This is a genomic window from Pseudomonas fluorescens (genome assembly GCF_900636825.1).
GTDB lineage: Bacteria > Pseudomonadota > Gammaproteobacteria > Pseudomonadales > Pseudomonadaceae > Aquipseudomonas > Aquipseudomonas fluorescens_BG.
On record NZ_LR134318.1, the window covers coordinates 4,551,010 to 4,567,618 of the forward strand.

Here is a 16,609-nt window from a genome sequence, read left to right on the forward strand (position 1 = left end):
CATCTGCGGGGCTTTTTGGTTTACGCGGCGCTCTTGGCCTTGAGCTTCTTCAGCTCTTCGTCACGCAATTCGCGGCGCAGGATCTTGCCGACGTTGGTGGTCGGCAGCGCGTCGCGGAATTCCACCGAACGCGGCACCTTGTAGCCAGTGACGTTGGCGCGCATATGGTCCATGACCTGATCTTTAGTCAGGGTCACACCCGGTTTGGCAACGATGAAGATCTTGATCGCCTCACCCGACTTCTCGTCCGGCACGCCGATCGCCGCGCACTGCAACACGCCCGGCAGGGTCGCCAGCACGTCTTCCAGTTCGTTCGGATAGACGTTGAAACCGGAGACCAGAATCATGTCCTTCTTGCGGTCGACGATGCGCATGTAGCCGTCCGGCTGGATCAGCGCGATGTCACCGGTCTTCAGCCAGCCGTCGCTGTCGAGCATTTCATCGGTGGCTTCCTGACGCTGCCAGTAGCCCTTCATCACTTGCGGGCCCTTGACGCACAGCTCGCCGATTTCGCCCAACGGCTGCTCGACACCGGCATCGTCTATGACTTTGCACAGGGTCGACGGCACCGGAATGCCGATGGTACCGATCTGGATGTGCTGGATCGGGTTGACCGTGGCGACCGGGCTGGTTTCGGTCATGCCGTAGCCTTCGCAGATGGCGCAACCGGTCACGGCTTTCCAGCGCTCAGCGGCCGCCAGTTGCAGGGCCATGCCGCCAGAAAGAGTGACTTTCAGTGCGGAGAAATCCAGTTTGCGGAAACCTTCGTTGTTGCACAGGGCCACGAACAGCGTGTTCAGCCCGACGAAACCGCTGAATTTCCACTTCGACAGTTCCTTGACCATCGCCGGCAGGTCGCGCGGGTTGCTGATCAGGATGTTGTGGTTGCCGATCAGCATCATTGCCATGCAATGAAAGGTGAACGCATAGATGTGGTACAGCGGCAGCGGAGTGATCAGAATCTCGCAGCCTTCGTTGAGGTTCGAGCCCATCAACGCCTTGCACTGCAGCATGTTGGCGACGAGGTTGCGGTGAGTCAGCATCGCGCCTTTGGCTACGCCCGTGGTGCCGCCGGTGTATTGCAGCACCGCGACATCGCCGCTGTCCGGATTGGCTTCGGCCACAGGCTGGCCGTGGCCCTTGCTCAGCACGTCGTTGAACTTGATGGCTTTGGGCAAGTGATACGCCGGCACCATCTTCTTCACGTATTTAATGACGCTGTTGATCAACAGACGCTTGATCGGCGGCAACAGATCGGCGACTTCGGTGACGATGACGTGTTTGACGCCGGTTTTCGGCACCACGGCTTCGGCCAGATGCGCCATGTTCGCCAGGCAAACAAGGGCCTTGGCGCCGGAATCGTTGAACTGGTGTTCCATTTCCCGCGCGGTGTACAGCGGGTTGGTGTTGACCACGATCAGCCCGGCACGAATGGCACCGAAGACCGCGACCGGGTATTGCAGAACATTGGGCAGTTGCACGGCGATTCGATCACCGGGCTGCAAGTCGGTATGCTGTTGCAGGTAGGCAGCAAATGCACCGGACAGCTCGTACAGTTCACCATAAGTGATCGTCTTGCCCAGGTTGCTGAAAGCCGGTTTGTTGGCGAAGCGTTGGCAGGATTGCTTCAACACTGCCTGAATGTTCGGATACTCGTCTGGATTGATCTCGGCAGCAATTCCAGCCGGGTATTTATCCTTCCAAAAGTCTTCGATCATGGAAGCCCACTCCTCAGCAACGCGAATTCTTCACCGCATTTGATGCGATTATTATTGGTGTGTGTTTTGTATTGGTGAATCCGGCGTTTTACTGGCCGAGAAGTCACAAAGCGCGCCGAGAGTAGCAGCTTTGCCGAGGGTCGACTAGAGCCAAAAGCGGCCCATACAGTCACATTTGTGACTCAAGAATAACCGGCAGTCATTTTAGAGCAAAAATCCTAGAAAGCCCCGAAAAGCCCACAATCCAAGGGTTTGAAAGCAAAAGATCGCAGCCTTCGGCAGCTCCTACATGGGAATACGTTCCCTGTAGGAGCTGCCGCAGGCTGCGATCTTTTGGCTTTGGGCCCTTAGGCGATATCGCGCAACTCGCGCCGCAGAATTTTCCCTACAGGTGTCATCGGCAAAGACTCACGCAGCACGATGTGCTTCGGCACTTTGTATGCGGTGAAATTCTCTTTGCAGTAAGCCTTCAGCTCTTCGAGGCTGACACCGGTTTCCCGCGCCACGACAAACAACTTCACCGCCTCCCCCGAACGCTCGTCCGGCACGCCGATTACCGCGCAGTTGGCGACTTTCGGGTGCGCCATTACCACGTCCTCGATCTCGTTCGGGTACACGTTGAAACCGGAGACGATGATCATGTCTTTCTTGCGATCGACGATGCGCACGAACCCGTCCGGGTCGATCACTGCGATGTCGCCGGATTTGAACCAACCTTCGGCATCCAGCACCTCAGCGGTGGCGTCGGGCTTGTTCCAGTAACCCTTCATGATCTGCGGGCCTTTGATGCACAACTCGCCACGCTCACCCATCGGTTGCTCGACGCCGTCATCGTTGATCACTTTCACCAAAGTACCCGGCACCGGCAGGCCCACGGTACCGAGCCGCGACTGGTCGCCATACGGATTGGTGCAAGCCACCGGCGAGGTCTCGGTCAGGCCGTAACCTTCGGTGATCCGGCAACCGGTCATCTGCTCCCAGCGCTCGGCGGTAGCTTTGACCAGCGCGGTGCCGCCGGAGTTGGTCAGCTTCAGGCTGGAAAAATCCAGCGTTTTGAAATCGGGATGGTCCATCAAGGCGACGAACAAGGTGTTCAAACCCAGCAGCGCCGAGAAACGCCAGTTTTTCAGTTCCTTGATGAATCCGGCGATGTCGCGCGGGTTGGAGATCAGCACGTTGTGATTGCCCGACACCATCATGCACATGCAATTCGCGGTGAACGCATAGATGTGGTACAGCGGCAGCGGCGCGATCATCACTTCCTGGCCTTCGCGCAACAATGGCTGGCCGTCCGGGCCAAGCTGCGCCAGGCAGGCGCGGACCTGTTGCATGTTCGCCACCAGATTGCCGTGGGTCAGCATCGCACCCTTGGCCAGACCGGTGGTGCCGCCGGTGTATTGCAGCACCGCGATGTCGTCGAGGCCGACGCTCAGCGGTTTGATACCCAGCCCCCGGCCCATGCGCAGCGCGCTTTTGAACGAGACCGCTTGCGGCAGCGAATACTCGGGCACCAGTTTCTTCACTTTGCTAACGATGGTATTGACCAGCCAGCCCTTGGCAAAGGGCATCAGGTCGCCCATTTTTGCTTCGATCAAATATTGAATGTCGGTGTCGGCCAGCACTTCCTGGACTTTCTGCCCGAACAGATTCAAGTAGACCAGCGCGCGTGCCCCGGAATCCTTGAACTGATGGCGCATCTCCCGCGGCGTGTACAACGGATTGGTGTTGACCACGATCAGCCCGGCGCGCAAAGCGCCGAACACGGCAATCGGATAATGCAGAACGTTGGGCATCTGCACCGCAATCCGGTCCCCCGGCACCAGATCGGTATGTGCCTGCAGATAACCGGCGAACGCCGCGCTCTGGCGTTCGAGCTCGGCGTAAGTAAGGGTGATGCCCATGCTGCTGAACGCCGGACGATCCGCAAATTTTTTGCAGGAACGCTCGAACACCTCGATCACCGACTTGAACTCACCCATGTCGATGTCCAGCGGTACGCCGGCCGGGCGTTTGTCGTTCCAGAAATCAGGTTGCATTATTCTTGTCCTCTTTACCTGAGCCGATCCGGGCCGCTTCTCTGTCACTTCTGAAAAGAGCGGGGCTTCACGGACACTAGCAGTTATGGCCATTGAGGCAAATACGGGCAAAGCCGTCATTGATCGTGTGAATCTTCCTGCCGTGGCGTGGGCTGATCAGACGCGCTATACAATGTCGGACTCTGTGCAAAGGAATCGCCATGATCCACCACACCCTCTGGCTGGACGCGAGTGACCGCAGCCGCCTGTTCGTCAACCAATGGCTGCCGGCGGCGCCGTTGAAGGCGGTAGTTCTGCTGGCCCATGGCATGGCGGAACACAGTGGCCGGTATGGGCGCCTGGCCGACACGTTTTGCGACAAAGGATACGGGGTGTATGCCCCGGATTTGCGCGGACACGGCAGAACGGCCGATCAGGGCAGCCTCGGGCATTTCGCTGACGATGACGGCTGGCGCAAGGTGCTTGGCGACCTCGCGATTCTCAATCAGCACATCGGCCAGCAACATCCCGGCGTGCCGATCATCCTGCTCGGCCACAGCATGGGCAGCTACCTCGCTCAAGCCTATTTATTGCATCACAGCGCCAGTCTGGCCGGAGCGATTCTCAGTGGATCGAATTTCCAGCCGGTCGCCCTTTATCGCGCCGCGCGGCAGATCGCCCGCCTGGAAAAACTGCGCCAGGGTGGCAAAGGGCGCAGTGCATTGATCGAATGGTTGTCGTTTGGCTCTTTCAACAACAAGTTCAAGCCGGTGCGTACACCGTTTGACTGGTTAAGCCGCGATCCGCAGGAAGTCGACAAATACGCTGCCGATCCGCTGTGCGGGTTTCGCTGCACCAATCAGCTGTGGATCGACCTGCTCGGTGGCTTGCAGCAAATCAGCAAAGCGTCCAATCTCGCCCAGATCGACTCCAGCCTGCCGCTGCTGGTTATCGGCGGAGAATGTGATCCGGTGAGCGAGGGCAAGCGTCTGACTGATCTGGCCAATGCTTTACGCAAGGCCGGCAGCCACCAGCTGCAATTGAAAATCTACCCGCAGGCGCGGCACGAATTGTTCAACGAAACCAATCGCGCTGAAGTGGTCGCCGATGTGCTGGCCTGGATCGATCAGGTTGTGAGCCATCCGCGGCTTCAGCGCAGTGAATAATCTTTTGTGGATCGATTTGATCCGCCACAGGAATCGAGACTGATGACTCAGGTTACCAACATCCCTTACGAAGCCCTCGAAGTCGGCCAGACGGCCAGCTACAGCAAGACCGTCGAAGAGCGTGACATTCAGCTGTTTGCCGCTATGTCCGGCGACCACAACCCGGTGCACCTGGACGCCGAATTCGCCGCAGCGAGCATGTTCAAGGAGCGCATCGCTCACGGCATGTTCAGTGGTGCGCTGATCAGCGCTGCCGTTGCCTGCGAACTGCCTGGGCCGGGGACTATTTATATTGGCCAGCAGATGAGCTTTCAAAAACCGGTGAAAATCGGCGACACACTGACGGTGCGTCTGGAAATTCTCGAGAAGCTGCCGAAGTTCCGTGTGCGCATTGCCACTCGCGTGTTCAACCAGCGTGATGAATTGGTGGTGGACGGCGAGGCTGAGATCCTCGCGCCACGTAAACAGCAGACTGTGACGCTGCCAACTTTGCCGGCGATCAGTATTGGCTGATTGAAAAGATCGCAGCCTTCGGCAGCTCCTACCTTGGAATACGCGCCTGTAGGAGCTGCCGCAGGCTGCGATCTTTTGCTTTTAAAACAAACATAAAAAAACGCCAGACTAGCTGGCGCTTTTTATCAGGCGACTAAATCTTACGAGTTAGCGCGAGCCTGGTTACGCAGGGCTTTCACTTGATCGTGGTTGCGTTGTACGCCGTGGTACTGACGCTCAACCAGATCCTTGATGCCTACCAGGTTGTGCTTGTTGATTTTCTCGATGGCTTCACGATAAGCCTTCAGGGCGTGGTCTTCACCGCGCTCGGCTTCATTCAGCACAGCCTCTTCGTCTTTACCGGTGAACATCGATTTGACGTCGACCCAGCGACGGTGCAGATCACCGGCAACGCTGGTAGAGGTTTCCGGATCGCCACCCAGCGAACGGACTTGAGCTTGCAGCTCAGCGGCTGCAGTTGCGCAATCAGCAGAGCGCTGTACGAACAGGGTTTTCAGCTCTGGGTGCTTGATGTCTTCGGCGCAAGTCTTGAACCCTTCCTGACCGTCCTTGCAGGTTTCAATCAGGTCGTTGAGTACAGAAATGGCTTCTTTATTCATGTCGGTCATTTTTCAATTCCTTGCGATGGGTTGAAGATGCAAGGGATATTGCAGTGTGCGTGCCAGCTTTTTTGTCAGGGATAATCCCTTATAAATCAATACGTTAAATATGATTGAACTATCTGTATTGTGGTTTTTTGCATGATCTGTCATTTGGCCTCCATGCAGAATGCCTGTATTTTCCAATGTGTTTCGAATCCAGACGAAAAACCGCATGAACCCCGAGAAACTCGAACTGCTGATCACACGCCAAATGCCCTTCGGCAAATACAAGGGCCGGATCATTGCCGACCTGCCTGGGCCTTACCTGAACTGGTTCGCCCGTGAAGGCTTTCCCCATGGCGAACTCGGTGGCCTGCTCGCCTTGATGCAGGAAATCGATCATAACGGCCTCTCGGATTTGCTCGAACCGCTACGCGCCAAACATGGCAAACCCGCCCCGCGCCACTGACGCGCCCTCCTCTTCAGAGCTTGCCGATCATGCCTGACAACACCCGCCGCGCCCGTGACGAAGCCTTCTGGCAGACGTTTGCTGACCGTTACGATGTCCAGCCCGGCCCGGTCAATCTGGAGAACGGTTACTTCGGGCGCATGTCGCGCACGGTGATCGAGGAATATCAGCGCAACATCGAGCTGATCAACACCAGTAACTCGGTGTACGTACGCCAGCGCTTTGAACAGCACGACAACCTCGAAATCCGCGCGCAACTGGCCGAACTGATCGGCGTGCACGCGCAAAGCGTCGCTCTGACGCGTAATGCCACCGAAGGTCTGCAATCCCTGATCCGCAATTACAATCGCCTGCAGCCGGGCGATCAGGTGCTGATCTGCGATCTGGAGTACGACACGGTCAAGGGCGCCATGCGCTGGCTGAGCAAGCATCGTGGCGTCGAGGTCATCGAAATCGCGCACAGCCACCCGGCGAGTTTCGACAGCCTGCTGGACAGTTATCGCGAAGCGTTCATTCGCCATCCGAAACTGAAACTGATGGCCCTGACGCACGTCACCCACCGCACCGGCCTGGTCATGCCGGTGCAGGCCATCGCCGCACTGGCCAAAGAGCATGGCATCGACATCATCCTCGACGGCGCCCACGCCCTCGGCCAGATCGAGTTCGACCTCGAAGCGCTGGGCATCGCCTTCGCCGGCTACAACCTGCACAAGTGGATCGGCGCACCGCTGACGCTCGGCTTTATCTACATCGCCCCGCAGCGTTTGGCAGACATCGATCCGGACATGGGCGAAATGCATTACCCGGAGAACGACATCCGCGCCCGCACCTCCTACAGCACGCCGAATATTCCGGCGCTGATGACGTTGCCGCTGGTGTTTGAGGAACACCGATCACTGGGCGGCGCACCCGCGAAAGGTGCGCGCCTCAATTACCTGCGTGAGCTGTGGGTCCGCGCCGTCCGGCAGTTGCCTGGCATCGAAGTGATGACGCCAGATGACCCGCGTCTGTGCTGCGGCATCAGCGCTCTGCGCTTCACTCGCCACGACGATCAACATGCCATGGCCGAACGCCTGCTCAAGGAATTCAACCTGTTCACCGTGATGCGTACCGGTGCTGCCTGCGGACCCTGCATTCGGATCACGCCGGGACTCACCACCACCGCTGACGACATGCAACTGCTGATCGGCGCACTGAATGCGCTGCGCTGAGCGGCTTACACCGTGTACTTGTCAAAATCCTCAGGCTTGATCTGCGACGACACCGCAAAGGTGTCGATGCCGATAGTCAGGTGTCCGAAGTAGCCGTCCTCGTCACAGTCACGGCTGATGGGCCAGACGGTCAGGGTCGAGTTTTTCCCGGCCATCTCTGCATAGTAAGTGTCCTCATGGTTGTCCAGCGGCCGCGAACATCGCCCTCGATAAGCCTTGGCGTTGAGCACCGCGCGTGACACTACCTCGGGAAAATACAACTGGCCGACCCAGGCGACGTTGCGCTCTTCCAGGTATTCATTGCCGGCGACGATGCGCACAGCCACATGAATGTGCAGGGCGCGGCCAGCGTAGAAGCCCGGATAGATGGTGGTGAAGCGGACTCGGCCGCGGTGGTCGCAGAACTGGCTGCCACGCAGGTAGGTGTCGTCGTCGGTACGCGGGATGGAGCCAATGGCGTCGGCGTCGACTTCAATGTCCGGATTGATCCGGCTCCAGCCCGAATAGGCTCCGCGGGCGTTGCAATGCCAGATATCCACCAGCGCGCCGTTCACCGGCTCGCCCGTCATTGCATCGACAATGGTCAAACGCAGAATCAGCGGCAAGCCTTCGGCGCCTTCGCTGATGTTGCGGCGCAACAGTTTGGGATTGCGGAAATACGGCCCGGCGATTTGCTCGGGGGCCAGTTGGTACACCGTTTGCGGTGGCTGTGTTGCGGCATCTCGATCCATGACACACGTTCTCTCTTCCATAAGATGAACGCAGATTAGCGCCATGCCCCGGCGCGCGTGCGGTAACTATGTATCGCAGCGTAACTGTGGGAAGAAGATCAAAGGATCGCAGCCTCGTTGCACTCGACAGCTCCTACAGGGTCGTCGACACCATGCGATCGATGTAGGAGCTGTCGAGTGCAACGAGGCTGCGATCTTCTGACGTTGGCTTTTCTGCGGACAAAAAAAACGGTGCGCCGACCAAGCGCACCGAAAAGCCGTAGAACACACAACGAAGTGTCTGGTAACAATCAATCCAGCAGCATCAGTCCAGCAGCGCCAAGGCCTCGGCGGTGCATTCCTGAATGCGTGCCCAGTCGCCGTTCTTGATCCACTCCGGATCCAGCATCCAGCTACCGCCCACGCACATGACGTTTTTCAGCGCCATGTAGCTCTTGATATTGGCCGGGCTGACGCCGCCAGTCGGGCAGAATTTCACTTCGCCAAACGGGCCGCCAAGGGCCTTGATCGCCGCCACGCCGCCACTGACTTCGGCGGGGAACAGCTTGAAGCGGCGATAGCCCAGACCGTAGCCTTCCATGATGCCCGAGGCATTGCTGATGCCCGGCAACAGCGGAATCGGGCTGTCGACGCTGGCTTCAAGCAAGTCGCGAGTGATGCCCGGGGTGACGATGAATTGCGAACCCGCCGCTTCCGCCGCTGCGAGCATGTTGCGGTCGAGCACGGTGCCGGCACCGGTCATCAGTTCCGGACGCTGTTCGCGCAGGATCTGAATGGCCTTGAGGCCGAACTGCGAACGCAGGGTCACTTCCAGAGCGGTCAGACCACCGGCGGCGAGGGCATCGGCCAGCGGCAGCACATCCTGCTCGCGAGCGATGGTGATCACTGGCAGGATCCGCGCCTTGGCGCAGAGACTGTCGATCAGGGCAACTTTGTCCGCCATGGAAACGGTCGGGGATGGGGTTGTCATAGCGGCTGTTCCTTGGCTCATGGGCACCAGTAAATCTCTAACGTAGGTTGCAGAAACGCGCGCACCGGCATGGCCGCGACGTCATCGGATGCCAGTGCGGCATTCAGGGTGGTCAGTTTCGACTGACCGGAAATCGACAGAATCTTGTGTCGCGCCGATGCCAGCAGCGCGCGGCTCATGGTCAGGCGCTGACGCGGCACGCTTGGCGCCAGCATCGGCCAGCAACGGCGCGTGCCATCGGCTTGCAGCGCTTCGGCGAGGTTCGGGCTGTCGGGGAACAGCGAGGCGGTGTGCCCGTCATCGCCCATGCCCAGCACCAGGACATCGATTGGCGGCAGTTCGCCGAGCAAACGATCAGCCTGTTCAGCAGCCTGCTCGACATTCGCCGCTGCGCTGTAGAGGCTGAGGAACTGCGCCTTGGCTGCCGGGCCTTTGAGCAGATATTGCTTGAGCAGGCCGGCATTGCTGTCGGCGTGTTCGACTGGCACCCAGCGCTCATCGGCGAGGGTGATCACGACGCTGGCCCAGTCCAGTTCCTGTTTCGCCAGGTGCTGGAAAAACGCCACCGGGCTGCGTCCGCCGGACACCACCAGCACCGCGTTGCCGCGTGCCGCAATGGCTTCGCTCAATAGCCTGGCGACATTCAGCGCCAGGCCTTCGGCCAGCAGCGCGGGGCTGTTGAATTGGTGGGCATTTACGCCCGCAGGCAGTTGCACATCAGATATCGCCATACCACGACCTCCCGTCCCGCGTGATCAATGCAATGGAGCTCATCGGCCCCCACGACCCGGCCGCATACGGCTTGGGCGCGTCACCGGATTTTTTCCATCCGGCGATCAGCTGGTCACACCACTTCCACGCGGCTTCGATTTCATCTTTACGGACAAACAGGTTCTGATTGCCGTTCATCACTTCCAGCAACAACCGCTCGTAGGCATCGGGGATCCGCGCGCTACGCCAGGTGTCGGAGAAATTCAATTGCAGCGGGCCGCTGCGCAGTTGCATGCCTTTGTCCAGGCCCTGCTCTTTGGTCATCACGCGCAAGGAAATGCCTTCGTCCGGTTGCAGGCGAATGATCAGTTTGTTGCTGATCTGCAGGCGCTGCTCCGGGGCGAAGATGTAGTGCGACGGTTCCTTGAAATGGATGACGATCTGCGAGAGTTTCTGCGGCATGCGCTTGCCGGTACGCAAGTAAAACGGCACGCCAGCCCAACGCCAGTTACGAATATCGGCACGCAGAGCGACGAAGGTTTCGGTGTCGCTCTGAGTGTTGGAGTTCGGTTCTTCGAGATAACCCGGTACCGATTTGCCTTCGCTGTAGCCGGCGATGTATTGGCCGCGCACCACTTGTGTGGTCAGGCCTTCCGGGCTGATCGGCGCCAGCGCCTTGAGCACTTTTACCTTCTCGTCACGGATGCTGTCGGCGGACAAATCGGCCGGCGGATCCATGGCGATCAGGCACAGCAGCTGCAGCAGGTGGTTCTGGATCATGTCGCGCAGTTGGCCGGCCTTGTCGAAATAGCCCCAACGGCCTTCGATACCAACCTTTTCGGCGACGGTGATTTCCACGTGGGAAATGTAATTCTGGTTCCACTGGGTTTCGAACAGGCTGTTGGCGAAACGCAGGGCGATCAGGTTCTGAACGGTTTCCTTGCCCAGATAATGGTCGATGCGGTAAGTGCGGTTTTCCGGGAAGAACTGCGCCACGGCATCGTTCACTTTTCGCGACGACTCCAGATCGGAACCGATCGGCTTTTCCAGCACAACGCGGGTGTTCTCGGCCAGACCAACCTTCGCCAGGTTTTCGCAGATCGCGCCGTAAACCGCTGCCGGGGTGGCGAAATAGGCAATCATGCGCTGCGTGCTGCCGGCCAGTTCGGCCAGTGCCACGTAATCTTCAGATTTGAGGAAATCGACGTGCAGATAGGTCAGGCGCGCGAGAAAGCGCTCGGCCACGGTTTCGTTGAGTTCCTTGCCGACGTAACGGCGCAATTCAGCGGCGATGAACGCCATGTGCTGCTGCTCGCTGCCCGGCTCACGGGCCAACGCGATGATGCGCGTGTCCTCGTGCAGCAGGTCGGCACCGTCAAGGTGATATAGGGCTGGAAACAGCTTGCGCAGGGCCAGATCGCCTAGCGCGCCGAACAAGGCAAAGGTGCACGGTTCAACCGTAATGGAGGGCATGATGTTTGTTCTTTTATCAAGTTAAGCTACAAATACCTTTTTTCAAGGCATCACTCAAGGGAAAATGTAGTAATAACCACAACATTTTCGCAGAATACTCAATCCGAGTGGTGGTCGCCCGGACGCATCAGTAGGATAGGCCACCGTCACGGGCCATATCAAAGGCCCAATTTGCATAGCCCGACGCACCTTTGCGTCGGTGAATCAGGAATTTCATATGGACCGCGTGCGAAATTTACTGGAACAGATCCAGAGTCGCCTTGCAGAACTGAACAAGGCCGAACGTAAGGTCGCCGAGGTGATTCTGCTCAATCCGCAGCAGGCCACCCGCTTCAGCATCGCCGCCCTCGCCCAGGCGGCGTCGGTGAGTGAACCGACGGTCAACCGTTTCTGCCGTTCGTTCGGCGTCAGCGGCTACCCCGAACTCAAACTGCAACTGGCACAGAGCCTGGCCAGTGGCGCGGCGTATGTCAGCCGCGCGGTCGAGGCGGATGACAATCCCGAAGCCTATACGCAGAAGATCTTCGGCAGTGCCATCGCCTCGCTGGACAGTGCGTGTCAGGCCCTTGATCCGAACCTGATCAGCCGCGCCGTCGACCTGTTGATTCAGGCGCGGCAGATCCACTTTTTCGGCCTCGGCGCTTCCGCCCCGGTGGCGCTGGATGCGCAGCACAAGTTCTTCCGCTTCAACCTCGCGGTTACTGCGCATGCCGATGTCTTGATGCAGCGGATGATTGCTTCGGTGGCGCATACCGGGGAATTGTTCGTGATCATTTCCTACACCGGGCGTACCCGTGAGTTGGTGGAAGTGGCGCGGATTGCTCGGGAAAACGGCGCTTCGGTATTGGGTCTGACCGCGGAAAACTCTCCGCTGGCCAAGGCCAGTACGCTGAGCCTGAACATCCCACTGCCGGAAGATACCGACATCTATATGCCGATGACGTCGCGGATCATTCAATTGACGGTGCTGGATGTGTTGGCGACGGGGATGACCTTGCGTCGCGGGGTGGATTTCCAACCGCATCTGCGCAAGATCAAAGAGAGTTTGAATGCCAGCCGGTATCCGGTTGGAGATGAGTTCAACTAAAGATCAAAAGCCCCTCACCCCAGCCCTCTCCCGGAGGGAGAGGGGGCGGACCGAAGTGTCTTGCGCTGTACATCGGCCTGAAATATCCAGTCGATTATGGATTCAGCACTGCTGTTTCATTTTGGCGTAATTCTTAAGCATCCCCCGATCGGTCCCCTCTCCCTCCGGGAGAGGGCTAGGGTGGGTAAAAACCGGATACATCCTTTACGTTTGAGACCGGGGACATGGTTTACAGGTATCAATCGTGGTCAGGAGGTGCTGACCATGCCCTGGAAACAAGAGTCCCCAATGGATCAACGAGTAAAGTTAATCAGCGATTGGCTTAGCGGCAGCTACACCAAAAGCCAGTTAAGCCGGCGGTATGGTGTCAGCCGCCCTACCATCGACAAGTGGTTGGACCGATACGCAGCGTTGGGCGTTGATGGTTTGAAAGAGCAGTCGCGCAAGCCGCTGAACTGCCCTCATCAAACTTCCGACGAAATCATTGCCAAGTTGTTTGCCAAGAAAAACGAACATCCCGATCGAGGGCCCAAACAGATCATCGATCGCCTGCGCGTTTCCGATCCGCATATCCAGTGGCCGGCGGCGAGTACTGCCGGAGAGTGGTTGAAGAAAGCTGGTTTGGTCATGGCGCGACGACCTTATCCCCCACGTCCCCGTGCGCCAACGCATTTGCGTCCGGTCGACGCGCCCAATCAGACCTGGTGTGCTGATTACAAAGGGCAGTTCAAAATGCAGGACGGTAACTGGTGCTACCCGCTTACCATTACCGATCAGATGAGCCGCTTTTTATTCGTCTGTCGAGCTTTGCCCAGTACGCATGGCGCGCCGACGCGGGAAGGCTTCGAGTGGGCTTTTCGAGAATATGGGCTGCCGGATGTGATCCGCACTGACAATGGCGCTCCTTTTGCCTCGACAGGACTGGCGCGACTTTCGAAGTTATCAGTTTGGTTCATCAGGCTTGGAATCCATGTCGAAACGATTACGCCTGGCCGTCCCGACCAAAATGGTCGACATGAACGGATGCATCGAACGCTAAAGGCAGCGGTGCCACCTGCGGAAAACCTTGTGCGCCAGCAGCTGGCTTTTCAGGATTTCATCCAAGACTTCAACCACCACCGACCCCACACCGCGCTGGGCATGAAACCGCCAGCTTCGGTCTATAGCCCGTCGGAACGTGCTTATCCCGGTCACTTGCCTGCCCTTGAATACGGCTCTGATGTTGAAGTACGCAAGGTTCGGTCAAATGGTGAAATCAAATGGAAAGGACAGCTGATTTTTCTCGGAGAGGCTTTGATTGGAGAGGACATCGCGTTGAAGGAAGTGGCAGATGATGCTTGGGAGCTGTACCTTTGCAGCCACTGTTTAGGCAGGCTTGAACACGGCGCTAAACGCGTAGCAAGCCTGTAAAGGTGTAAACGATGTCCCCGGTCTAATTTGTAAAGGATGTACCGGTCTCTACAGTGAGGGCATACGATGTGACTGACACACTCAAGCCGCCGCCCACGCCTGCAAACTCAAATGCGCCTTCTCCCCCGGTGCCAGGTGCAAACTGTCCGTGCCGCCCGTCGCGGCTTCCACGCACACGAACTCAGAGATCTCATCCCAACTCACGCCCAGCAACGGTCGCGCTCCCGGATGCCAGACCACCGTATCGCCGCTGTCACCGGTATCGATGCACAACTCGCGTTGCCAGGCGTGGTCTTTGAGCTGCAATTCGCCGTCATGCTGGAACACCCGCTGACAACCGCCGTCCACTCGTAACTCACCTTCCTGCTGACAAACCTGGCGGCTCAATTGGTCATAACCCTGCGCACCCTCGAGGCCAGACAGCGCTATCTCACCAACATCGCCAATACGCCAGTAAGCGTGCAAAGCCTGGCTCAACTGGCACGGCATGTCGTCCTGATGCTCGGTACTCAGGCGTAATTCCATGCGTTCACCCAGATGCGCGTGCAGGTCAACCTGCCAGTCACACAGCTGCAACTGCCAGTGCAAGCGCACGCCGTCTTCGGCACTACTACTGTCGAGCAGTTTCCAGTCGAGCAATCGCGCCCAACCATGCGACGGCCACGCGTTTTCGCTCGGATGGCGGCCATACCACGGCCAGCACACCGGAACACCGCCACGGATCGCGCCGACATGGGGCCACTTCGCCGCACACCACAACCACGGCTTTTGCCCACGGGGTTGAAAGTGCAGCAACTGCGCGCCCTGACGACTGAACACCGCCTGACACAGCGGATGATCGATCACCAACACATCGCGCATCTGATAGCGCTCCCAGGCGAATGTCGGCCGTTCGCGCAGGGATTTGAAGAAGCGTTGCAGCGGATGCTCATGCATTGGCCACGGTCCTGAACTCGTCTTTCACAGGGCGGCGCCTGGCCCCAAAAAAAAGCGGACAGCCTGGGCTGTCCGCAAATATGCGCACATAGAGAGGAGCTTATCGCAGACGCGTTAGAACGTGGACTGAATTTTCAGGCCAGCGACCAAAGCGTTATCGACTTCATCCACACCGCCTGGATGAGTGATGTATTGCAGGTTTGGACGCACGGTCAGCCAGTCAGTGACGTGGAAGCCGTAGTTGATCTCGTAGTTGTATTCGGTTTCACGGATTGGCGAAAACGCCGCATTGTCGTAGTCGGAAACACCGTTGGAGGCGTTCAACAGTTCAGCGTTGCGCTTGACGTCCTTGTTGACGTGGATACGTGCCGCGCCAATGCCGACGTCATCCTTCGGACGTGCGTCGAACGGGCCTTTGTAGACAAACATCACCGACTGGTAGTTGTCGATGAAGTTGGTGTCCTTGTCATGGAACGTGGCGTTGGCTGCAATGTTCAGACCGCGGGTAGCGTCGCCGTTGTGGCTGGTGAGTTGCTGTTGCGCAACGAACCAGTAGCCGCTTTTGCTGCTGTGCGACTTGTAGTCATCACCGGTGGTTGCTGCGTCGAAACCGTTGACGTCTTCGCGAACGTCGTCGGCATCGGCCGTGCTCTTGTAATAACCGACGCGGTATTCGCCCGGCAGGCTGTTGACCTTCGGCGACCAGACCAATTCAACCGGCAGAACCGTACCTTTGGTGCCGCTGCCGCTGAGCTTGAAGCCGTTGCCGTGTTCCAGCTGCGACGGGTTCTGGTTGTACGCACCGATCTGTGCGTAGAGCTCGTCGTTGATGTTGTACTTCACACGGATCGCGGCCTGGCTGACGGGCCAGTTGTACCAGATGTTGGTCGCCCAGTTACCCACTTGCGAACCGCAGAACGCCAGGTTCTGGAAGTCGCACGGGAAAGTGTTGAAGTCTTCGCCTTCACCGAAGTAACCGGCCTTGACGTCGAGTTTGTTGTCGAAGAACTGGTGCTGAATCCACAACTGGGTCAGACGCACCATGTGGCCACGGCCGTAGACTTCCTGCGAGGAGCTCAGGGTGCCGGCACGCGGATCGCCAACGCGGTCGTTGGAGATGTTGTAGCCGTTACGGTTGGTCAGCTGGATCTTCGCCTGGGTGTTATCCCAGCCCCACAGCTTTTGCAGATCGAGTGCCACGCCCAGACCGAACTGGTCAGCGTAACGGGCAGTCTTGTCGTCGTTGTAACCACCGTTCAGGTTGCCACCGACTTCCCCTACGTAGTCAGCCTTGATGTCGATACCCTGCTCGATCAGCTTGGTACGCTCGCCACCCCAGTCGCCGGTCATCCATTTCGAATCGGAGCTGAACGCATCGGCAGCCATCGCATTGCCGGCCAGCACCAACGCCGCCGCAGCTGACACTTGGCAGATCAACCGGGCGTTGACGTGTTTCATTTTCATCCCTACATCCTCGTCTTTATTGTTATTAACTGTTTTTATCTAACGCGGTTTACTTAAATTGCGACAAATGACAGGCCATTCACCGCGTGCTCCTTGTTGTGGAACCGGCCCTTGTGGGAGCTGGCTTGCCAGCGATGCGAGCGACTCGGTCTGT

General features: G+C 58.2%; 15 protein-coding genes. 6 read left to right on the forward strand and 9 right to left on the reverse strand.

The window, feature by feature from the left end:
- Nucleotides 1-20: 20 nt before the first annotated feature.
- Together fadD1 and fadD2 are read right to left on the reverse strand one after the other, a co-directional pair.
- The gene (fadD1, locus tag EL257_RS20680; RefSeq protein WP_126365741.1) at nt 21-1,718 is read right to left on the reverse strand and encodes a long-chain-fatty-acid--CoA ligase FadD1; all 1,698 of its coding nucleotides are present in this window, start codon (nt 1,716-1,718) and stop codon (nt 21-23) included.
- Between the two features lie 347 nt (nt 1,719-2,065).
- Nucleotides 2,066-3,754: a long-chain-fatty-acid--CoA ligase FadD2 gene (gene fadD2, locus EL257_RS20685; RefSeq protein ID WP_126365743.1), complete on the reverse strand. Its 1,689-nt coding sequence runs from the start codon at nt 3,752-3,754 to the stop codon at nt 2,066-2,068.
- Nucleotides 3,755-3,954: 200 nt separating this feature from the next.
- Here fadD2 and EL257_RS20690 point away from each other — a divergent pair, with 200 nt between their 5' ends.
- Nucleotides 3,955-4,899, forward strand: coding sequence for an alpha/beta hydrolase (locus EL257_RS20690; protein ID WP_126365745.1), 945 nt, complete (start codon nt 3,955-3,957; stop codon nt 4,897-4,899).
- Between the two features lie 42 nt (nt 4,900-4,941).
- The gene (locus EL257_RS20695) at nt 4,942-5,412 is read left to right on the forward strand and encodes a MaoC family dehydratase (RefSeq protein ID WP_003227420.1); all 471 of its coding nucleotides are present in this window, start codon (nt 4,942-4,944) and stop codon (nt 5,410-5,412) included.
- A 140-nt stretch (nt 5,413-5,552) separates the two neighbouring features.
- On the opposite strand, the gene EL257_RS20700 is transcribed toward EL257_RS20695, so the two are convergent.
- Nucleotides 5,553-6,020: a ferritin-like domain-containing protein gene (locus EL257_RS20700; RefSeq protein WP_016773542.1), complete on the reverse strand. Its 468-nt coding sequence runs from the start codon at nt 6,018-6,020 to the stop codon at nt 5,553-5,555.
- A gap of 205 nt (nt 6,021-6,225) precedes the next feature.
- Here EL257_RS20700 and EL257_RS20705 point away from each other — a divergent pair, with 205 nt between their 5' ends.
- A complete protein-coding gene (locus tag EL257_RS20705) occupies nt 6,226-6,462 on the forward strand; it encodes a DUF3820 family protein (RefSeq protein ID WP_060539690.1) in 237 nt (78 codons plus the stop codon).
- Nucleotides 6,463-6,491: 29 nt separating this feature from the next.
- Complete coding sequence (locus tag EL257_RS20710; protein WP_126365747.1) at nt 6,492-7,673, forward strand: aminotransferase class V-fold PLP-dependent enzyme; 1,182 nt, start codon at nt 6,492-6,494, stop codon at nt 7,671-7,673.
- A gap of 5 nt (nt 7,674-7,678) precedes the next feature.
- On the opposite strand, the gene EL257_RS20715 is transcribed toward EL257_RS20710, so the two are convergent.
- The 4 genes from EL257_RS20715 to zwf form a co-directional block, all read right to left on the reverse strand.
- The gene (locus EL257_RS20715) at nt 7,679-8,404 is read right to left on the reverse strand and encodes an intradiol ring-cleavage dioxygenase (RefSeq protein ID WP_126365749.1); all 726 of its coding nucleotides are present in this window, start codon (nt 8,402-8,404) and stop codon (nt 7,679-7,681) included.
- Between the two features lie 304 nt (nt 8,405-8,708).
- On the reverse strand, nt 8,709-9,374 hold the full coding sequence (locus EL257_RS20720; protein ID WP_126365751.1) for a bifunctional 4-hydroxy-2-oxoglutarate aldolase/2-dehydro-3-deoxy-phosphogluconate aldolase: 666 nt from the start codon (nt 9,372-9,374) through the stop codon (nt 8,709-8,711).
- A 17-nt stretch (nt 9,375-9,391) separates the two neighbouring features.
- Nucleotides 9,392-10,105 (reverse strand): 6-phosphogluconolactonase, encoded by a 714-nt coding sequence (pgl, locus tag EL257_RS20725; protein WP_126365753.1) that lies wholly within the window; start codon nt 10,103-10,105, stop codon nt 9,392-9,394.
- A complete protein-coding gene (zwf, locus tag EL257_RS20730; RefSeq protein WP_126365755.1) occupies nt 10,092-11,558 on the reverse strand; it encodes a glucose-6-phosphate dehydrogenase in 1,467 nt (488 codons plus the stop codon). The genes pgl and zwf overlap by 14 nt, the downstream gene beginning before the upstream one ends.
- A 226-nt stretch (nt 11,559-11,784) precedes the next feature.
- Here zwf and EL257_RS20735 point away from each other — a divergent pair, with 226 nt between their 5' ends.
- Nucleotides 11,785-12,645, forward strand: a complete 861-nt coding sequence (locus tag EL257_RS20735; RefSeq protein WP_172604568.1) for a MurR/RpiR family transcriptional regulator — start codon at nt 11,785-11,787, stop codon at nt 12,643-12,645.
- Nucleotides 12,646-12,909: 264 nt separating this feature from the next.
- Complete coding sequence (locus tag EL257_RS20740; protein WP_126361162.1) at nt 12,910-14,055, forward strand: integrase core domain-containing protein; 1,146 nt, start codon at nt 12,910-12,912, stop codon at nt 14,053-14,055.
- An 81-nt stretch (nt 14,056-14,136) separates the two neighbouring features.
- On the opposite strand, the gene EL257_RS20745 is transcribed toward EL257_RS20740, so the two are convergent.
- A complete protein-coding gene (locus EL257_RS20745; protein WP_126365757.1) occupies nt 14,137-14,991 on the reverse strand; it encodes a D-hexose-6-phosphate mutarotase in 855 nt (284 codons plus the stop codon).
- A gap of 114 nt (nt 14,992-15,105) precedes the next feature.
- Nucleotides 15,106-16,455, reverse strand: coding sequence for a carbohydrate porin (locus EL257_RS20750; RefSeq protein ID WP_126365759.1), 1,350 nt, complete (start codon nt 16,453-16,455; stop codon nt 15,106-15,108).
- Nucleotides 16,456-16,609: the final 154 nt, after the last annotated feature.